Raw genomic sequence first — 20,055 nt, 5'->3', positions numbered from 1 at the left:
CTTTCGGACCGAGCGATAATCAGAACTTGACGCCGATACCGACCTTGACGCTGTGGTCATCGTAACCGCTGGAGATCGAACCGCTGTCGAGCGTGTAGTCATCGCTGCCGAAGTCGGTGTAGCGATATTCGACGCGGGCGGTGATGTTGTCGGTCACGAGTGCTTCCGCACCGGCACCAACGGTGTAGCCGACAGCCGTGTTGCTGTCGGAAGACGTTGCGTCAGACAACTCGTTGTCCTGCAGAGCCACACCGGCTGTGCTGTAGATCATGAACGGGTTCAGGTCGTAACCGACGCGGGCGCGGACCGAGCCGTTCCAGCCAGCCTTGCCTTCGACGCCCGTTGCGACGCTCTGTTCTTCGCCGTTGTAACCAACGTCGCCTTCAAGACCGTAGACGATCTGGCCGCTCTGCCAGTTGTAGCCGCCGAACGCTCCGCCGCCGAAGGTGCCGTCACGGTCACCGCCGTCGAAACGGCCCCAGTCATAGGCGCCGTAGGCACCGATGTAGGCGCCGCTCCAGTCCTTTGCCGGAGCCGGCTGCTCGTAGGCAACGGGTGCTTCCGGGATTTGGTCGACGGCATCGGCGGCACTGGCAGCCGAGATGGTCGCGAAAGTGGCAACGGAGGCCACGAGAGTTGCGATGAGAGTACGCATACTAATTCTCCTTTATGCTGCGCCGGGATGTGCCGCTGCGATGCTGTCGCACGGCTTGTTCCCTGCCCGCTGGCGGCGAAGATGTTCTGCAAATGAGGACAAGAAAGAGCCGGATTGTGAATTGATTGTGGCTTCCGAACGGCGAAAAGGTGATGTTGCAGCGCCGCAACATAATGATTTTTAACCATATTTCTCAAATCGATGAGCGAGGGCAGAAATCCTCCGATCTTCGCCAAGGACAGCCGATTGCCTTCACCCGATGTTAAGGATGTATTGCGGCAGAGGTCCTCCCGAGTCTTGAGACGTACATTCACGGCCGCGAAGCCAGGTGCGGATTGAGATGAGTTATAGCCCATGTGGGAACCCAGACCGTCAGATCTCGCGCGACGGGGTGGTCGTTGCGGGGGTGACCCGTGCGAGGAATCGCGGGATTGCTTAATAGGCAGACGTAGCAGCTTAGGGAGACGTTGATGCCAAGGTAAATACCCTTGAGACCTCGTTCCTGCCTCTTACCGTCGTGCTCTCCAACTCACGAATCTCAAAGGCATCAAGCAGCTGCAATACGGTCGCTTCCCCTAGCAGGATCGGCACACCATAGTCTTTGGACGCCGTCTCGAGCCGGGCAGCAAGGTTTACGGCATCCCCAAGGGCCGAGTAGTCAAAGCGGCTGTCTGACCCCATATTACCGACGACACAGGTACCAGTGTTGATGCCGATGCCCACCCTCAGCTCTGGAAAGGTGGGGCCAACTCCCTCAGCCTCGGAACGCAGTTCGCTGTTGAGATCAGTGACTGCCTTCAGCATCTCAAGCGCAGCGGAAACGGCATGGCGAGCATGATTGGGATCCGGCAGCGGCGCATTCCAGAACGCCATGATGCAATCGCCTATGTACTTGTCAATGGTGCCACCATGTTTGAGGATGACGTTTGAAAGCGGCGTCAGCAAACGGTTTACGAGCTGCGTCAGGTGTGCGGGATCGTCCTTTAAGTCCTCTGCAATCGCGGAAAAGCCGCGCACATCGCAAAACAAGATTGTCAGCTCCCGCGTTTCCCCACCCAGCTTCAAACGCTCCGGATCCTTTGCGAGCCTTTCCACCAATTCTGGCGAAAGATACTGCGAGAAGGCCTTGGTGATCTGGCGCCTGCTCCGTCTCTCTGCCGCGTAGTCAATGCTGCTTTGTGCGAGTACCACCGCGGCCAATGAAACGGCGGGTGAAGCGGGCGACATGAAGATCCCGGTCGCGCGGAGAACCACAAGGCTTCCCAACACAGCTAATGTAATGGCTATTGCCGCACCGAACCATGTGAGCCAGTTGGTCCCCCGCCAGACGAGCAGCGACGCGAATGCGATTGCAGACAACAGAAACACGCCAGAATAGCCCGGGCCAGCCTTCGCAATGCCGTCGCCGGTTCGAAGATTGTCAACGAAGGTCGCCTGCACTTCTGCGCCTGCCGTCAAACGGCCGTTGCGTATGGTGGCCGGAGTTGCGAACGCATCCGCACCGCCGCTGCTGATGGAGGGGGCGTTCTGGAGGCTGAGGCCGACGATAACGATCCGATCCCGGAAAAGCCCATTGGGCAGGAAAGCCTCTGGCTCGAGCGCCTGATAGTAGGACACTGTCGGGTAGGTCCGCGGCCCGCCATAAGACTGCAGAAGCAGCTCCCCTTCCGATGGCGGTACCGGCCGGGCGGCTGTGCGCAATATGGCGCCTGCAAAGCTCTCGTCTCGGTTCGGGATCGCGCGAAGCACGCCATCTTCATGCAGCGATACCGATGCGATTCCGGCCACAGCTCCCGCGTCGGTGAACATCGAAAGCGGCATGGTCCTGATCAATTGATCGGCTTGTGGCGACGAGATAAGCGATTCATCGCCTGCAAGAACAACGTCTGGTCCCAGCACCGAAGCAAACGTTTTATCCGCTTCTGCGGTGGACGGCTCCGAGAAGATGATGTCGAGCCCGATCACATGAGCTCCCGCTGCCCTCAATGCGGTAACAAGACGGGCGTGGAGGGTGCGCGGCCATGGCCATTGAAGATTGATCTCTGCCAGCGAGGGCTCATCGATGGCCACGATGATTGGACCGCGCTCCGGCAGAGCAGGCGGTTGGACCGTCGTCAGATAGTCGAAGCTTCTGTGGTCGATCAGGCGCCAAGCCGGCAATCGCTGCACCAGCACCATCGAAGCGAGGATAGCGGCCGCAAGCACAATGATCTGCACATCTCGGCGGCGAGCGAAACTATGCTGCCACGGGAAGCTGCCGGAGAACCTCTGCATCAGAAGCGGACTTTTACCGTGCCTTTGACCGAGCGTCCCCAGCCGGGCACGCCCGCGTTGAGTTCGATTTCCTCCTCGAGGAGGTTGAATGCGGCAAGGTCGATTGAGAAGCGTTTGTCCACCGGCTCCCAAGTCAGTGCCGCGTCTACGGTCCAGTAGTCGTCGAGGTCAATGCCGCTCTCGTTGTTGCGATGTCCTACGTAGTTCGCAGCGAGCGTCGCCCGCACATTGGCCTGGTTCACCCATGTCAGAGCGACTTGGCCTGACCACTGCGGGACGAATGGTAGGGCTTCGTCGTAGGTCGATGATCCTGCATCCTGATCTTCAGAACCGGTGAAGGCGACCGTTGAGGACAGCCCAAAGCCATGACCCAGCAACAAGTTGCCGGTTAGGCTTGCACGATCGATATGTCCCTCTGAGGTTGTGAAGGGGATCGAAGCCAGCGGAACAGGGATCTGCAGATCATCCACATCCTGATGCTGGTATTCCACCGCAGTAAAGAAGTCCGGCGTCCACTCTGCGTCCCAGCGTAAGGCATAGGTGTCCACATAGCCGGTTGTGGCAACCGAAACCTGGTTCGGCTGCAACCCGAGGATCCCGATCGGCGATAGCGTCGGTGTGTTCAGGTCGAGGCTTGACCGCATGAACCCGCCGCGCAACCAATGACCTTCGGCGGGTGACCAGGCAAGACCGACCCTCGGCTCCAACCTTGAAATATCGTTGGTCTCACTGTCGATGTAGCTGCCGAACAAGGCATACTCGGCGCGGAAATTGGCGCTGATATCGTGAAGCACGTCAACGTAGACCCGTCCGACCGTGCTAGTATCTTCGGCCGTTTCCGGCGATGTGCTCAGCGCGGGATTGAGAAAGTTGGTGTAGGACTGCGACTGGTAGGCATCCACCCAGCCGCCCTCGATGCCGTACCGCCAGGTCAGGTCGCCGTGGCCAACGGCGTGGTTGACGGCGGCCAAGTACGTATTTTCCTTGAAGACGTTCCGGGTTTCGGCCGTCGGGAGTGGCAGACCGAAGAAGTCAAACTCGAAATGGTTTTCGTCCTCCCGGCGCACCCCGCTGTAAAGAAACGCCGCATTTAATACATTTCGATAGCCGAAGGTGTGACTCCAGCCGATGCCAGCATTGGTAGCCTGTGAATGTATCTCCTGCTCGATCCTTAACGGAAGAGGCAAGACTGCCGGGTCGGTGGGATCCACGAAGGGTACGAAGTTGGCTTCAACCTGGAAATCCCGCGCAAGGTCGTTCTCGCCATGATTGGCGTAGAGCACCACTCGATCGTAAAGCGTTGGGCTTGCCGTCACATATCCATTCCCTCCAAGGATCTCGAGCTCGCTATTTAAATCGCTCAACACTCCAATGTCGCGTTCATCCGCTACCTTGCTCCACTGCAGGTTTCCGTAGACGCTGATCGGCATCGGCAGATTGGTGTAACCCTGCGCTTCGCCTTCTCCGACGTAGCCGGTCTCTTCGCCGCCGTAGACAAACCCGCCGCCGATCGCGCCTTCGAAGAAGGGGCGCCGCAGCAGGTTGGCGGAGCGGGACCGGCCCGAGATCAAGTGAGGCTCTAGCATCAAACCTTGTAAAAGGGACGAAAAGGCTTCACCGTTCGGGATGTTGTTGGCGACATCGCCGCCGAACGACTCTTCGTTGGCGAAGGGGTCGGCACTGCCCCGAAGACTCTGGTCGATATAGGACGTTCCGACGAAAGGGTCGAAGACCGCGTCGCCGTAGTACTCGCCCCAGGCGTTCATTCCCTGCAGCCGAAACGCGTTGTTGAGCGTCGACCCTGCATCGTGGTTTGCGCCAAGGGACGCAAAGTCACCGCCTCTGTCACGAGAGCGGCGAACGAACTCCTGTGCATTGCGGATGGCAGTGACAGAATCGTAGTCATCGATAGCGGCTGCCGCACGGAAGGAGTAGATCACCGGATCGTTTCCATCGAGCCGCTGAGCATTGTCTAACGCCTGCTCGGCCGGCACCCGATCCCCTTTCTCGTAATGGGCAGCAGCAAGCAGAAGCTGACCCTGCGAATAGGCCGGATTGGAAACGGTCCCTGCCAAAAGATCGTCGACCGCCTTATCCAGCTCGCCCGTTTGGAGATGATAGCGGCCCCGTGCGACGAGACCGACATCGAATGTCGGGTCTGCAGCAAGCGCCAGATCGATATGCTCCTTCGCCTCTCTCACGCGCGAATTGTCGAGATAGAAGATCGCTAAGTTGGCGTGGCTCACGGGGTCCTGCGGGTCGAGGGAGATGGCCTTTTGAAAAGCAGCTTCAGCTTCGCGATTGGCCCCTCGGGCAGATTGGACATTGCCGATCTCGTTCCAAGTGGTCGAGGATCCTGGCGTAATGGAAGCGGCCATCTGCAGATCGGAAAGAGCTCCTTCCAGGTCGCCCTGAAAGCCCGAACGAAAATGCGCACGCACTTCCAGCGCCGTCGGCTCGTTCGGATCAAGCGACAAAGATCGCCCCATCGCTTCCTCCGCCTGCGCACGGTCGTTCAGCAGGAGAGCGAGCCACGCCCGATAGGCCGGCAGTTCAGGATCGTTAGGAAACTTTGCTTCTGCCTGTTTGAGGACCTCAATGGCACTAGGGAGATCCTGGAGGAAGCCGATCGCATAAGCACGTAGGAAAGCGGCATCAGAACCGCCGATATGAGGAGGCAGCGGTTCGACCCGCTCCGGATGCGCGAGTGCTCGGGCGTAATACCCACCATACAGGGCGATGGCTCGCCGCTGTGGGTCGAGACAAGGCGCCGCACGTTCAAACAGGGATGCGGCCTCGCCATAATGACCTTCCGAGGCAGCGATGACTGCCTCGACCAGCATTACGCGGCAGCCAAGCGAGCCGGATAGCCGCTGACGCTTCGCAGCCGCGAGTGCTTCGTTTGCTTTTCCTCGCCCTTCAAGCGACAAAGCCGCCTCGGCAAGTGAGACCCAATGGTCCGCCGTTCGCTGTGCCTCTGGGATCCGGCCAATCTGCTCCACTTGCTGCCGCATCTGCGCCACCGGTAGCGCCGAGGGCGGCATCCGTTCAAATGCTTCACGGGGCGGCAGATAGAAAAGCATCTGCTCCCGATCGTCTGATTCCACGATGACGATCTTGCGCGGCGCCTGCCCAATGGACGCAACGGCCGCTTCACCTTCGACCAGTTCAAGGCTTCCCTGAGGGTTACTTAGCTGAACGCGTCCTTCGAGAACCGTGAGGGTCGTCCGCTCGCCCTCCACCGTCATTGTCCAATCCGTACCGCGGATAGCCGCTGTCGCCGCTGGCGTCTGCACAGTGACGCCAGGTCCACCTCGTTCAGCCCGGGCCCAGATGGTGCCTGATTGAAGCTCAAGCACTGCATCGCTTCCAGCCGAAACCTGTCGTACGAGTAGCGAGGAGTTCCGCCCCAGCCTGACCTGGGTGCGATCGGAGAATAGTATGGCTAGTTGGCCTGTAGCATTCGTCCGCAGCACATCGCCTGACAAAAGGTCTTGCTGCAGGTCGACGATTTCCCAAGACGAAATGTCGATAAATCGGATCTCTTCCCCTGCCTTCCGTGCGATAACGGCGCCAGCGGCGGCCGAGGCACGCGGACGCGGCTCTGCGGAGACATCCGCAATGAGGCCGCCACTCAGCAGCAGGATCAGCAATGTAAGCTTTCGCAAGTTTGTTCCCTCAGCTCCTCCTCTGAACTGACCACCCAATAAGCAGAAGTCAAGTTTCGTATCAATTCGCTTCTTGCTTTCGGCCCATTGTGTATTACGAAAGGAACACTTTTTACCGGGCGGAGCGGTGTCCATGGACGAGTTCAAGTCAGAACCTTCGGACTTTCTTGAAGACTCTCATGTCATAGATGACGTGGAGAAGGAATATTTTTCACATTTGAAGAAAATAAACGATGTATTCTATGACCAGATCAAAATTTCGGACCAGAAGGCCGCGTACATTTTTACCTTTCTCCTCGCGTTTTTAGTAACATCGAGTGATGGGCGCGATGTTTTCTCGCTGAGCCGGTACATCCAATCTGGGATCACGTCCAATCTTGCAGCCGCGTTGCTTGCCGTGGCCTCTGTGGCTTCGCTGCTGTGCGCAGTTCTCGTCGTTCTCCCCCGAAATGTCCCCCGTTCAACGTCTCTCTTCTGGGGCACTTGGCCGCAACATCGGCCTCTGCTGGTTCAAGCCGTCAGGGCCTCGGACTCCAACTACCTCTTCAACCAGTACCTTGAGAACGCCGACATCCTGTCGCTCATCGCGCGACGGAAGTACTGGTTCGTCTCCCTCTCGTTCAAGAGCTTGGTCGTCACCCTCGTCGCCTACGTGCTGGTCCTGGTGGTGAAGTAAATAACAAGGCGCTCTCCGACATGGCCGCAAAAGAGCGTGTTACGTTTCCAAACGAGCGGCAAAAATTCAGTGTTTGAATCTTCACGAAAGCAGATTGTCTGCTTTCCTGAAGAGTTTCGGGCACTGGAAGGCGTACGAAAGCCCCGGGAAGGAACCTGCGGACCACAGGCTGACGCTCTAGAGGTTTCGATTTTCGGCTGATGCGGGGGCGGCGAGACTGCAGCTAGCAATCAGATCGATGGCTGATCAAATCCTTTCGATTGATCTCAGCGGATACCCGCCGTTCCGCAATCCACCCAGACCGGTCGTCCCGATTCTGGGGTTCACGGCCTAGGACAAGAATGGGCACTAAATCCTCGTCTTTCATTGCGGCTTGCGGCGCACTACCTGTAGGACATTCACGATCCGGCGACTCGAAGCCCGGCTCGACGGGCGCTGCATGACCAGCGGGGCCGGCGAGCGAAGAGGATGTAAATGAACTCTGCCAAGCTGCCAGATGGCGGCGTTCTCTATGACGAAACCGAAGACGACGAGGACGACGTCGCATCCGCCCCCGAGCTCGAGCGGGCGCTGGGCATCGACTGGAACGAGGCGCTGAAGAACGAGAGCGGCCTCAAGGGCGCCGATCTCATTGCCGAATTCGTCAAGCACCTGCCGAATGCGCCAGGCGTCTACCGCATGTTCAACGAAGCCGGCGATGTGATGTATGTCGGCAAGGCGCGCAGCCTGAAGAAGCGGGTGAGCAACTACGCCCAGGGCCGGGTACACTCCAACCGCCTTTCGCGGATGGTGCGCGACACGACGCATATGGAATTCGTCACGACACGCACGGAGACCGAGGCGCTGCTGCTCGAGGCGAACCTGATCAAGCGCCTGCGGCCTCGCTTCAACGTGCTTCTGCGCGACGACAAGTCTTTTCCCTATATCATGATCACCGGCGATCATCGGGCGCCCGCCATCTTCAAGCATCGTGGCGCGCGCGCCCGCAAGGGGGACTATTTCGGTCCCTTCGCGTCGGCGAGCGCCGTCGGCCGGACGATCAATTCGCTGCAGCGGGCCTTCCTGCTCAGGACCTGCACGGACAGCGTGTTCGAGACGCGAACCCGCCCCTGCTTGCTCTACCAGATCAAGCGCTGCTCGGGGCCCTGCACTCGCGAGATCAGTGACGAGGGCTATGCCGAACTAGTGAACGGAGCCAAGGACTTCCTGTCCGGCAAGAGCCAGAACGTGAAGGCGACAATCTCGCGGCAGATGACAGAGGCTTCCGAGGACCTCGATTTCGAGCGCGCGGCGATCTACCGCGACCGGCTCGCGGCTCTCAGCCACGTGCAGAGCCATCAGGGGATCAATCCCGCCGGGGTAGACGAGGCGGATGTGTTCGCCATCCACCACGAGGGCGGGCTCACCTGCATCCAGGTCTTCTTCTTCCGGACTGGGCAGAACTGGGGCAACCGCGCCTACTTCCCGAAGGCAGATGCGCAGATGACCGGCGCGGAAGTGTTGAACGCCTTCCTGGCGCAGTTCTACGACGACAAGCCGATACCAAAGCAGATCCTGCTTTCGCAGCCGGTCGACGAGCAGGAGCTGCTCGGCTTGGCCTTCTGCGAGAAGGCTGGCCACCGGGTGACGATCTCGGTGCCGCAAAGGGGCGAGAAAAAGGATCTGGTGGACCACGTACTGGCGAATGCGCGTGAAGCGCATGGGCGCAAGCTTGCCGAGACCTCGTCGCAGGCACGCCTGCTGCAGGGTTTTGCCGAGACCTTCGGGTTATCTTATGTGCCGCGTCGCATCGAGATCTACGACAACTCCCACATCATGGGCACGAATGCGGTCGGCGGCATGGTTGTCGCCGGCGCGGAAGGCTTTGTGAAGAACCAGTACCGCAAGTTCAACATCAAATCGACGGAGATCACCCCCGGCGACGATTTCGGCATGATGCGCGAGGTGATGACGCGCCGTTTCTCGCGGCTCTTGAAGGAGGAAGGACGGCCTGACCGCACGCAGGGCGTTTCTCCCGAGGACGCCGCTGACGCCCCCTTCCCCGCCTGGCCGGACGTTATCCTGATCGATGGCGGACAAGGGCAGATGACGGCGGTGCGGGCGATCCTCGACGAACTCGGCATCCGCGACGTGGTCACCGCCATTGGTGTTGCAAAGGGCGTCGATCGCGATGCCGGGCGCGAACGCTTCTTTGCCGACGGGCGCAGCGACTTTTCCTTGCCGCCGCGCGACCCGGTTCTCTATTTCGTCCAGCGGATGCGCGACGAGGCGCATCGGTTTGCCATCGGTTCGCATCGTGCGCGGCGGAAGAAGGAGATGGTAAAGAACCCGCTCGACGAAATCTCCGGCATCGGACCAGGGCGCAAGCGCAAGCTCCTGCAGCATTTCGGGACGGCCAAGGCCGTCTCCCGCGCCGGTCTCAACGACCTGATGGCGGTGGAAGGCATTTCCGAAACCGTCGCAAAGCAGATCTATCATCACTTCCACGAAAAGCCCGCCGGATGAGGCGCAGAAGAGATGGAATTCTCTGCGGCAGTGTTGACGCACCTTGCCGGAAGGCTCAACTAAGGCGGATGGAACAACAGGCTTGGACATGGCTTCGCGCGCATACAACATTCCCAACATGCTGACCTACGCGCGTATCGTCGCCGTACCGATCATCGTCGTCTGCTTCTTCATCGAGGGGCGACTTGCCAGTTCCGACTTTGCACGCTGGACGGCGCTGATCCTCTTCGCGCTTGCTTCGATCACCGATTATCTCGACGGATATCTCGCCCGCATCTGGAACCAGACCTCCAATATCGGCCGGATGCTCGACCCGATCGCCGACAAGCTGCTGGTCGCCTCGGTGCTCCTGCTGATGGCGGCCGACGGCACGATTGCCGGCTGGTCGATCTGGGCGGCGATCACCATCCTCTGCCGCGAAATCCTCGTCTCGGGTCTGCGCGAGTATCTGGCGGCTCTGAAGGTCGCAGTGCCGGTGACGCGGATCGCCAAGTGGAAGACGACGATCCAGATGGTGGCGATCGCCTTCCTGCTGGCGGGTCCTGCCGGCGACAAGGTGCTGCCCTACACCACCGAGATGGGGATTGCGCTGCTCTGGATCGCGGCGGTTCTCACGATCTATACGGGCTACGACTACTTCCGTGCCGGCTTGAAGCATGTGGTGGAGGCGGAATGACTGTGAAGCTCGTCTATTTCGCCTGGGTGCGCGAGCGCATCGGCAAGCCGGAGGAGGATATCGACCTTCCTGCCGACGTCACCACCGTGCGGGAATTACTGAATCACCTGAAGAGCTTGGGTGAAGAATATGAAGCCGCACTTCAGTATCCCGAAGTGATACGCGTGGCGATCGATCAGGAGCATGTCGATCATCACGAAAAGATCGGCAATGCCCGCGAGATCGGCATCTTCCCGCCGATGACAGGCGGCTGAGCCAATGCCTGACGCGCCGAACATCCGCATACAGGCGCAGGATTTCGATCTGCAGGCGGAGATCGAGGCGCTGACCAGCGGGCGCCGGGACATCGGCGCGGTGGTAACGTTCACGGGGCTCTGCCGCGATGAGCGAGGTTCACTTTCGGCGCTCGAGCTCGAGCACTATCCGGGCATGGCGGAAGCCGAGATGCGGCGGATCGGCAAGCTTGCCACGGATCGGTTTTCGCTCCTTGGCCTGACCGCCATTCACCGCTTCGGCAGGATTGCGCCGGGCGAGAATATCGTACTGGTCATCGCGGCCGCCCCGCACCGCCAGGCGGCGTTTGACGGCGCAAGCTTCATGATGGATTTCCTCAAGACCTCGGCCCCCTTCTGGAAGAAGGAACACAAGGTGGACGGTTCTGCCGGCGACTGGGTTGCAGCCAAGGACGCCGACGACCGGGCGCGGGATAGGTGGCAGTAGCTCAGCCCTGCCCGATCCGAAGAAAACGAGCAGCATGCGAAAGAACCTTCCTGGCTCCAGGGTCAGTCTTCGAGATCGATCGCGAGCCGAACGCTTGCAGCAATCTGAGGCTCGACGTCGCCTACGTCGGAAACACCAAATTCATCGATATCTTCAGTCGAGAACTGGGGAGTGAGTTGCCGACATCGGGACCTTTAAGTTGGAAGACATGCTTTTGAAATGCGCGTTCAACATCATATTTCCGAAGTCTCATTCACCACTAATCTTCAGGGATGTTCTCGCGGAAGATAACCTGCAGCCTCGGCGGATGATACTCAATCGGTTCTCCACGCACGGACCGTGAAAGCATCGACAGGGCCTCGCGCGCCTCCACGCGCGGATTTTGGTCGATGACTGCGTCAAGAGTTCCATTAAGCAGAAGATGCTTGCTGTAATCAGTCAACTCATGGCCAACGAATATCACCTTGTGTGCCATTCCAGATTCGACCAGCGCCTCGCCGATACCAGAATTTCCCGCGCCAATGTTGTAGATGCCGGAGAGATCGGGATGGCGCTGCAGCAGAGCACGCGCCTCGTTGAGGGCGCGGGTGCGGTCATCGCGGATCTCGCGCAGTTCCACCACCTCCAGATGGGGGAACTCCTCAGCGATGACGTGGCGAAAGCCCATCTCTCGCTCCTCATGGCCGCGATAGGAGAGCGAACCGGCAAACAGCGCGATCTTGCGCCTGCCCCCTTGCCCCAGTAGCCGACCCAGCAGGTAGCCGCCCAGCCGTCCAGCGGCCCGGTTGTCGATGCCGATATAGCCGAGGCGCGGCACATGCAAGATATCCGAGGCGAGCGTGACGATCGGCACACCGTAGGCAGCCAGCGAGCGCATGGCCTCGCGCACGGTCGGATGGTCGAGCGCAATCACGCCCACACCCATCGTCCTGCCATGCAGTTCGTGGAGTTTTGCCGCTAGGGTATCCGGATTGAAGCCCTCGACGGAATGGATACGAACGTCGAGATCGGGTCGCCCCGATGCCTGCAGTTCGATCTGCTGCTGGAGGTTGGCGATGAATGTGTTAGTGCCGGCAGGCAAAATGAAATCGAGCTGCACCCGCCCGCCGCCATTGGCAGCCCCTACGGGTGTGTCGAGATAGCCGAGCCGCCGAGCAGTATCGATGACGATATCGCGGGTGCGTTCCTTCACACCACTGCGGTTGTTGAGCACGCGATCCACTGTTGCACTGGATACGCCAGCCTCGCGGGCAATGTCAGCCAGGGTTGATCGCACGAAAACTCCATTGGAATGATTGCTTTTGATGTACCCGCATTTTCACATTTTGCAAGGGCGTAGCGCTACGTGCGGCAGATTTATCCCAAATCTTGAGTTTCATCTGCGCGTCCGTCGCGCCATACCGGCAGGAAAATCAAACTGATGAGATAAACCGCAACTGCCATCAATCATTCTGCGCTACAATGATGAGAAAAATGATTTGAAATGATGTTGACTCTGATTGATTCCGGCGACAGTATCCGCTCGAAACGGCAGCGGAGGAGCTTGTTTGCCGAAAAGCTGGACGCAACGATCCAGCGCCGCACGACCCCCGGGGTCGGTTGCGGCGAAAGACTTGGGAGGATAGCATGCAGACTACCAATGGCTTTGCGCCTGACCCGCCGGTACGGGTAAGGGGCTTCAGGATCGGCTGCATCGGCGCGGGCATGATCATGGCCGAGTGCCATCTGGCGGCCTACAAGGAAGCCGGTTTCCCGGTCGCCGCCATCGCGTCGCGGACCGAGGCCAGGGCCAGGGCGGTCGCCGAGCGGTGGAACATTTTGACCGTGCACGCCACGCCATCGGCGCTGATTGCCGATACCCAGGTGGAGATCCTCGACATCGCGTTTCCTCCGGACCAGCAGCCGGCGTTGATACGCGAGGCGCTCGCAGCCCCGCACATCAAGGGTATCCTGGCGCAGAAGCCGCTGGCGCTGACGCTCGACGAAGCGAAGGCGTTGCGCGACGAAGCGGCTGCCGCCGGTAAGATCCTCTCGGTCAACCAGAACATGCGCTACGATCAGTCGATGCGGGTGCTGAAGCAGATCCTTGACCGCAGCGAACTCGGCACGGTCGTCATGGCGACGATCGAAATGCGGGCCATTCCGCACTGGCAGAGCTTCCTTGAGGACTATGATCGGCTGACGCTATCCAACATGAGCGTGCATCATCTGGACGTGCTGCGTTTCCTTTTCGGCGATCCCGACGCGATCACCACCGTAACCCGTACCGATCCGCGCACCACCTTCCCTCACAAGGATGGCATCACCGTCTCGACCCTGACGTTCCCGAGCGGCGTGCTCGCCGTGTCGATGGAAGACGTTTGGGCTGGCCCGCGCGAAGAAGGCTTCGATAGCGACTTCTACATCAAGTGGCGGGTCGAGGGCACCGATGGCGTGGCCCAGGGCACGATCGGCTGGCCGGACGGCTCGCCCTCGACTCTTTCATACGCCTCGAAGACTGCCACCGGCGGCAAGTGGTTGACGCCGGAATGGCAGACGATGTGGTTTCCCCACGCTTTCATCGGCGTGATGGAGCAGCTGCAATACGCGGTGGAATCAGGCGAACCGCCGGCTCTCTCGGTCGCCGACAACGTGAAGACCGTTGCACTGGTGGAGGCGGGTTACCGCTCCATCGAGGAGAAGCGCACGGTGAGGCTTTCCGAAATCGCAATCTGAATTTCAAGGGAGGAATTTTATCATGATGCAGACTGGCATTTTCTCGGGCTACTTCCCCTATGGTCTGGAGGAGACCGCACAGAAGATCCGCGCACTGGATTTCAACACTGTCCAGCTCGATATGCACTTCAAGGATATCGATCTCTCGGCAGGTCAGATCACCAAGGACAAATGCGTCCGCATTCGCGAAACGTTCCGCGACCACAACCTGCCGATCTCCTGCATTTCCGGCTACACCAACATCATCCATCCGGACAAGGCCGAGCGCGAGCGCCGGGTCGGCTACCTCAAGGAAATCATCGCCCACGCACAGTATCTTGGCACCCCCTACGTGATCTCCGAGACGGGCACCTACAACACCGATTCTGACTGGGTGCATCACCCCAAGAACAAGACCGAGGAAGGTTTTGAGGAATGCCGTAAGGTCATCGCCGACCTCAGCCAGTTCGCCTATGACCACGGTGCGGTGTTCCTACTCGAAACCTATGTGAACAACGTCGTCGGCTCCGTCGAGGAAACGGTGAAGATGTTCGCTCAAGTCGATCACCCTGGACTCGGCCTGCTGATGGACCCGACCAACTATTTCGAGACGCACAATATCGACCGCATGGACGAGATCCTCAACCAGGTGTTCGATACGCTGCAGGACAAGATCAAGATCGGTCATGCCAAGGACGTTAGGCGCTCGGGCGACGACAAGACCGAAAAACATGCCGATATCGGCGATGCCGATGCGCTGGAAAGCCACACCTTCCGTGGCGTCGGCGAGATCGAACTGCCGGCGCCAGGCCTCGGAGCGCTGAACTACGATCTCTATCTACAACGGCTCGCCAAGAAGCATCCGAACATCCCGATGATAATCGAGCATCTCGACGAGAGCGACGTGCCGCGGGCGAAGAAATTCCTCGACGGCAAGCTGCGCGCTCTCGGGCTCTGATCCTCCCAACTGTGGCCGGGGCTTGACCCGGCCACACCCAGCCAAATGCATGAGAGCCGGCCTCAGACGCCCGGCATATGACAGGAATAAGAGCATGGTCGAACTCTATGGAAAGGCGTTGTCGCGCCGCGACATCGCTGCCCGTGCGGGTGCCTTTTCGCAATTTGCCGGCGTGCGGCTGATGAGGCTGGAAGACGGGGTCGAGCGTGGCATCCGGATGCTGGAATTCCGCTCCGGCACCGGCCTGCGCTTCACGGTGCTGATCGATCGCGCCTTCGACATTGCCGACTGCGAATATCGTGGCATGGCGGTCGGCTGGAATTCGCCTGCCGGGTTCAAGCATCCAGGTCTTGCCGAGTACGAGGGCGAAGGCGGGCTAGCCTGGCTGCGCTCCTTCTCCGGCCTCATGGTGACCTGCGGCCTCGACCATATTTTGTTCATGAACGACGAGCCGGGCGACACCTATGTTTATGGCCCGCGCAAGACCATCAGCCATTCGCTGCATGGGCGCATTGCCACCATCCCCGGCAAGCTCTGCGGCTATGGCGAGGAATGGCGCGGCGACGACTGCATTCTCTGGTGCGAGGGCGTCGTCACACAGGGCACGGTGTTCGGCGAGCATCTTGAACTCACCCGCCGCATTGAGATCAAGGCCGGCACCAACGACATCCGGCTGACCGACCGGGTGGTCAACCGCGGCTTCTACAAGACGCCGCATATGTATTGCTACCACATTAATGTCGGGCACCCGGTGCTGGCGGAAAACTCGCGCTACCTCGCGCCGCTGAAGGACGTCGTTTGGGCCGCCCATGCGGGTGACGACTATCGCAAGCAGGGCGTCGGCTACCGCACTATGCCGATGCCGCAGATGAATTTCCACGAGCAGGTCTGGCAGCACGAAATGGCTGCCGACAGCAATGGTGAAGTACCGGTGGCGCTCGTCAATGACGAGCTCGGCATCGGCTTTGAGGTCGTGACGTGCAAGGACCAGTTCCCCTGCATGTACGAATGGCAGAACCTGCAGGCAGGTCAGTATGCGCTGGGCATCGAGCCATCTACCAACCATGTGCTGGGCCACACTGCGGCACGCGAGCGTGGCGAGTTGATCTGGCTCGAGCATGGCGACGAGCGCCGCTACGAAAGCACTTTCCGCATCCTCACCGACCATGCCGCCATAGCCGCAACCGAAAAGCGCATCCGCGCGCTCTCCGGCCAGCCGGATGAGGAATTTCCGCAGCCGAGCGGCAATCACATTCCGATCGGGGGGCGCGGATGAACATGCAGATTCCAACAGGCAAGGGAGCGAAATCGGCGATGTCCATCGCGGGCAAGGTCATCCTATATACCGGTGCGGCCGGCGGGCTCGGCATGGTCACGACACTGAGTTTTCTCAGAGCCGGCGCCAAAGTCGTCGCCCTAGACAACAATCCGGAGAAGGTCGAGGACTTGCTTGCCGCGGCCGCGCGCGAGAATCTCAAGGAGCTCACCGTGCGGGCCTGCGATCTTTCCGACCTCAAGAGCCTCCGCGCCGAACTGGATGCAGTATCTGCCGAGGTCGGCGGCTTCGACATCGTCATCAACAACGCAGCGATCTACCCGTCCAAGAATTTCGAGGACTATACGATCGAGGAATTCCAGGCGGTCCAGCGCGTCAATGTGGATGCTGGTATCGTCTGCGTTCAGTCGGCCCTGTCACACATGCGCGAAAAGGGCTGGGGCCGCATCGTCAACATTGCCAGCGTTACCGTCTATGGCGGCTGGGCGCATCTTGCCCCCTATGTGCAGTCCAAGGGCGCGCTGGTAGGATTGACCCGCGCCTGGGCCCGCGAATTCGGCGCCTATGGGGTGACCGTCAACGCCGTTTCTCCCGGCGCCTTCCCGACCGATGCCGAGAAGATCCACCCGGACCCCGAAAGCTACACACGCTTCGTGCTGGACCACCAGGCCGTCAAGCGGCGCGGCAGCCCGGAGGACATAGCCAACGCCCTGACCTTTCTGATTTCCGATGCTGCAGGCTTCATCACCGGCCAGACCCTGAATGTCGATGGCGGCTGGGTGATGCACTGAGGATTTTCGTTACCACAAGGACCTGATAATAAATGGGTATTCTCAACGGAGTTCGCGTTCTCGACTGCTCGATCGCCATGGCCGGCCCTTTCGCGGCCCAGCGTCTTGGTGATCTGGGCGCTGACGTGATCAAGGTGGAACCGGTGACCGGCGAATGGCAGCGCCATGTTTCGGCCGGTGGAGCGGGCGGCAATAAGGTCAACGTTTCCTTCCTGTCGCTGAACCGCAATAAGCGCTCGCTTGCGGTCGACCTCAAGTCGGCTGACGGCAGGCAGGTTCTGCTCGATCTGGTCAAGACCGCCGACATCTTCCTGCAGAACTATCGCCCTGGCGTCGCCAAGCGCCTCGGCGTCGACTACGAGACCCTCTCGAGGATTAATCCTCGCCTCGTCTACGTGTCGATGTCCGGTTACGGCGAGGAAGGTCCCTACATTGACCGCCCCGGCCAAGACCTTGTCCTGCAGGGCATGTCCGGCGCCATGCTATCGGCGGGTCGCGCCGGCGAGGCGCCGACAGCGGCCGGCCAATATCTGGTCGATGCCGTCACCGCCTACACCGCGTTCGAGGGCGCGCTGGCCGCGCTGTTCCACCGCGAGCGCACCGGCGAAGGCCAGCTGGTGCAGGTCAACATGCTGGATGCAATCACCACGCTCCAGATGCAGGAGCTTTCGGTCTTCACCATCGGCAACAAGCCGCAGCAGCGCTCTGCCGAACCTCACGCGCATGTTTACATCCGCGCGCCCTACGGAGCCTTCGCCACCAGCGATGGTTACATCACCGTTGCCTTCCCAAAGCTCAAGACGCTGGGCGAGGTGATCGGCGAGGAGAGCTTCCTTACAATGGTGGACGAGGTTGATACCTGGGAGAACCGCGATGAAATCTTCGCCAAGACCCGCGAGAAGCTAAAGACCAAGACGTCGGCCGAATGGCTTGAACTGATGCGCGCCGCCGACATCTGGTGCGGCCCGGTCTATGGCTATGCAGATCTGGTCGAGGACGAGCAGATCAAGCACAACGGCACCTTTGTCGAGTATGACCATCCGACAGAGGGTCGGGTGAAGACGCCGGGCTTCCCGATCAAGTTCTCCAAGACGCCCTCGGTGATCGAGCGCGGGGCGCCGCTGGTCGGCGAGCACACGCGCGAGGTGCTGAAGGATATCGGCTATGATGACGCCCACATCGGCGCGCTCGAAAAGGCCGGTGCGGTCAAGGCCGGAGAGGCGTGACCATGCAAACCCTAAAGGCGCTGACCTGGGATCATCCGCGCGGCTACAATGCGCTTGCCGCAGCAGCCCGCCTTCCGGAGTTGGCGGAAGGAGGCCTGGCGATTGAATGGGACAAGCAGCCGCTCGAAGGCTTTGAGTCTCACCCCATCGCGGATCTCTGCGCCCGCTACGACCTCGTCGTCCTTGATCATCCCCATGTCGGCGAGGCGGTGGATGCCAATTGCCTGAAACCGCTGGAGGACATTTTCGACGAGGCGACAATCAATCTGCTGAGTGCCGAGAGCATCGGACCTTCCCTCAGCAGCTACCGCTTCGCCGGCCATCACTGGGCGCTGCCGCTTGACGCTGCAACGCAGGTGATGGCGGTGCGTGCCGACCTTCTCGATGGCCCCGCTCCGGTCCTGTGGGACGAGGTGCTGATGCTGTCGCAAGAGACCGGCAAGGTGGCGCTGTCGCTGGCCGGCCCGCATGCGGCACTTTCCTTCCTGTCGATTGCCGTCGCATTTGGCGAACCGCCGGCCGAACGCGATCCGGATCTTCTGGTCTCGGAGCAAGTTGGGGTCGAGGTCTACGACCTGTTGAACGAACTTGCCGCTCGCAGCCCGCATGTTGTTGGCGACCTGAACCCGATCGGCATCCTCGGTCACATGGCAACCCATTATGACGTGGCACTGGTGCCGCTGATCTATGGCTATGTGAACTATGCCGCACCCGAAAGAGGCAGGCCAGTTGCCTTCCACAACGCGCCGCGGCTGGAAATCGGCGGACGTCCGGGGTCGACGCTCGGCGGCACCGGCATCGGCATCTCGCGCCGCTGCGAAGTGACGCCCGCCCTGAAGCGGCACCTTCTATGGCTGATGAGCGCGGAGGCGCAAATCGGCTTCATCCCCAGCCATGATGGCCAGCCGTCTCGGCGAGAAGCCTGGCATAATCCCGGGGTGAATGCCCGCTGGGGCGGGTTCTATTCCAACACCGCCGATACGCTGGAGCAGGCCTATGTGCGCCCGCGCCACAACGGCTACATCGCCTTCCAGGCCAAGGCATCAGCGCTGCTGCGCGAGGCATTCCTTGAAAATACTCCGGCCCGCAACGTGATCGACCGTCTGCAGGCGCTTTATGCAGATCATCGCGGCACCAAGGGCGGCGAGAGGTAGGACGACTATGACACAGGATATCCTTTTCACCGTAGACGGCGCCATCGCCACCATCACGCTCAACCGCCCGCAGAAGCTGAATGCGGTCACGCCTGAAATGGCCGATGCAATCGTTGCCGCGGTGGATCAATGCAATGACAGCGACACCATCCGCTGCGTCATCTTGACGGGGGCCGGCGAGCGGTCCTTCTGTGCCGGTTCCGATATCAAGGAGCTCGATACCTATGAGACCCCCTGGCAGTTCCGCAACCGCCCAGACTATTGCGACGCCTTCCGCGCACTTCTGAAACCGACGATCTGCGCGGTTAACGGCTACGCGTTCGGCGGCGGGCTTGAAACCGCGATGTCCTGCGATATCCGCATCGCTTCTGATAACGCACAGTTCGCAGCACCAGAAATCAAGCTCGGCTGGATCGGCGGCGGCGGCATGGCCGCGCATCTGATGCATTCGATCGGCGCCTCCAACGCCGCGCTGATGCTGATGACCGGCGATCCGATCATGGCGGAGAAGGCGCTGGCCTGGGGCCTCGTCAGCGAGGTTGTGCCGCAGACGGATCTGATGGACCGCGCTCGCACGATTGCGCAGGCTATTGCCGAGCGCGCCCCGATCGCGGCAGAAACCGCCAAGGCTAACCTCAAGGCCGCCGTCTCGATGCCGCTCGACAAGGCGATCGAGTACGAGCGCGACCTGCAGACGATCTGCTTTGCTACCGCCGATGCAGCCGAGGGTCGCGCAGCATTCAAGGAAAAACGCCAACCAGTGTTTAAACGGCGGTGACCCG

General features: G+C 60.3%; 16 protein-coding genes. 12 read left to right on the top strand and 4 right to left on the bottom strand.

Annotation, left to right across the window (positions count from 1 at the left end):
* Positions 1-19 precede the first annotated feature (19 nt).
* From MUU54_RS10275 to MUU54_RS10265, 3 genes are all read right to left on the bottom strand, one after another.
* A complete protein-coding gene (locus MUU54_RS10275) occupies positions 20-655 on the bottom strand; it encodes an outer membrane protein (protein ID WP_247243926.1) in 636 nt (211 codons plus the stop codon).
* Between the two features lie 456 nt (positions 656-1,111).
* A complete protein-coding gene (locus tag MUU54_RS10270; protein ID WP_247243925.1) occupies positions 1,112-2,929 on the bottom strand; it encodes a CHASE2 domain-containing protein in 1,818 nt (605 codons plus the stop codon).
* The gene (locus tag MUU54_RS10265) at positions 2,929-6,597 is read right to left on the bottom strand and encodes a FecR domain-containing protein (protein WP_247243924.1); all 3,669 of its coding nucleotides are present in this window, start codon (positions 6,595-6,597) and stop codon (positions 2,929-2,931) included. The genes MUU54_RS10270 and MUU54_RS10265 overlap by 1 nt, the downstream gene beginning before the upstream one ends.
* A 133-nt stretch (positions 6,598-6,730) precedes the next feature.
* Here MUU54_RS10265 and MUU54_RS10260 point away from each other — a divergent pair, with 133 nt between their 5' ends.
* From MUU54_RS10260 to MUU54_RS10240, 5 genes are all read left to right on the top strand, one after another.
* Positions 6,731-7,273 carry a Pycsar system effector family protein gene (locus tag MUU54_RS10260; protein ID WP_247243923.1) on the top strand — a complete coding sequence of 181 codons (543 nt, stop codon included), beginning with the start codon at positions 6,731-6,733 and terminating at the stop codon, positions 7,271-7,273.
* Between the two features lie 474 nt (positions 7,274-7,747).
* Complete coding sequence (gene uvrC, locus MUU54_RS10255; protein ID WP_247243922.1) at positions 7,748-9,778, top strand: excinuclease ABC subunit UvrC; 2,031 nt, start codon at positions 7,748-7,750, stop codon at positions 9,776-9,778.
* 88 nt (positions 9,779-9,866) lie between these two features.
* On the top strand, positions 9,867-10,454 hold the full coding sequence (gene pgsA / locus MUU54_RS10250) for a CDP-diacylglycerol--glycerol-3-phosphate 3-phosphatidyltransferase (RefSeq protein WP_247243921.1): 588 nt from the start codon (positions 9,867-9,869) through the stop codon (positions 10,452-10,454).
* Positions 10,451-10,708 carry a molybdopterin converting factor subunit 1 gene (gene moaD / locus MUU54_RS10245; protein ID WP_247243920.1) on the top strand — a complete coding sequence of 86 codons (258 nt, stop codon included), beginning with the start codon at positions 10,451-10,453 and terminating at the stop codon, positions 10,706-10,708. The genes pgsA and moaD overlap by 4 nt, the downstream gene beginning before the upstream one ends.
* 4 nt (positions 10,709-10,712) lie before the next feature.
* Positions 10,713-11,174: a molybdenum cofactor biosynthesis protein MoaE gene (locus MUU54_RS10240; protein WP_247243919.1), complete on the top strand. Its 462-nt coding sequence runs from the start codon at positions 10,713-10,715 to the stop codon at positions 11,172-11,174.
* A gap of 259 nt (positions 11,175-11,433) precedes the next feature.
* Here the strand turns inward: MUU54_RS10240 and MUU54_RS10235 are convergent, their stop codons facing one another.
* Entirely contained in the window at positions 11,434-12,450 is a 1,017-nt protein-coding gene (locus tag MUU54_RS10235; protein WP_247243918.1) for a LacI family DNA-binding transcriptional regulator, read from the bottom strand.
* A 350-nt stretch (positions 12,451-12,800) separates the two neighbouring features.
* Here MUU54_RS10235 and MUU54_RS10230 point away from each other — a divergent pair, with 350 nt between their 5' ends.
* The 7 genes from MUU54_RS10230 to MUU54_RS10200 all read left to right on the top strand — a co-directional run bounded on the left by MUU54_RS10230 (position 12,801) and on the right by MUU54_RS10200 (position 20,051).
* On the top strand, positions 12,801-13,889 hold the full coding sequence (locus tag MUU54_RS10230) for a Gfo/Idh/MocA family protein (protein WP_247243917.1): 1,089 nt from the start codon (positions 12,801-12,803) through the stop codon (positions 13,887-13,889).
* A gap of 22 nt (positions 13,890-13,911) precedes the next feature.
* The gene (locus MUU54_RS10225; RefSeq protein WP_247243916.1) at positions 13,912-14,826 is read left to right on the top strand and encodes a sugar phosphate isomerase/epimerase family protein; all 915 of its coding nucleotides are present in this window, start codon (positions 13,912-13,914) and stop codon (positions 14,824-14,826) included.
* A 94-nt stretch (positions 14,827-14,920) separates the two neighbouring features.
* The gene (locus tag MUU54_RS10220) at positions 14,921-16,102 is read left to right on the top strand and encodes an aldose 1-epimerase family protein (protein ID WP_247243915.1); all 1,182 of its coding nucleotides are present in this window, start codon (positions 14,921-14,923) and stop codon (positions 16,100-16,102) included.
* Positions 16,099-16,893 carry an SDR family NAD(P)-dependent oxidoreductase gene (locus MUU54_RS10215; protein WP_247243914.1) on the top strand — a complete coding sequence of 265 codons (795 nt, stop codon included), beginning with the start codon at positions 16,099-16,101 and terminating at the stop codon, positions 16,891-16,893. The genes MUU54_RS10220 and MUU54_RS10215 overlap by 4 nt, the downstream gene beginning before the upstream one ends.
* Positions 16,894-16,925: 32 nt before the next feature.
* Positions 16,926-18,119: a CaiB/BaiF CoA transferase family protein gene (locus MUU54_RS10210; protein WP_247243913.1), complete on the top strand. Its 1,194-nt coding sequence runs from the start codon at positions 16,926-16,928 to the stop codon at positions 18,117-18,119.
* A gap of 2 nt (positions 18,120-18,121) precedes the next feature.
* The gene (locus MUU54_RS10205) at positions 18,122-19,273 is read left to right on the top strand and encodes a type 2 periplasmic-binding domain-containing protein (RefSeq protein WP_247243912.1); all 1,152 of its coding nucleotides are present in this window, start codon (positions 18,122-18,124) and stop codon (positions 19,271-19,273) included.
* A 7-nt stretch (positions 19,274-19,280) separates the two neighbouring features.
* Positions 19,281-20,051 (top strand): enoyl-CoA hydratase/isomerase family protein, encoded by a 771-nt coding sequence (locus tag MUU54_RS10200; protein ID WP_247243911.1) that lies wholly within the window; start codon positions 19,281-19,283, stop codon positions 20,049-20,051.
* The last annotated feature ends 4 nt before the right edge of the window (positions 20,052-20,055 follow it).

Source organism: Pseudorhizobium tarimense (assembly GCF_022968135.1).
Lineage (GTDB): Bacteria > Pseudomonadota > Alphaproteobacteria > Rhizobiales > Rhizobiaceae > Neorhizobium > Neorhizobium tarimense.
This window is presented reverse-complemented; position numbering and strand designations above follow the sequence as displayed.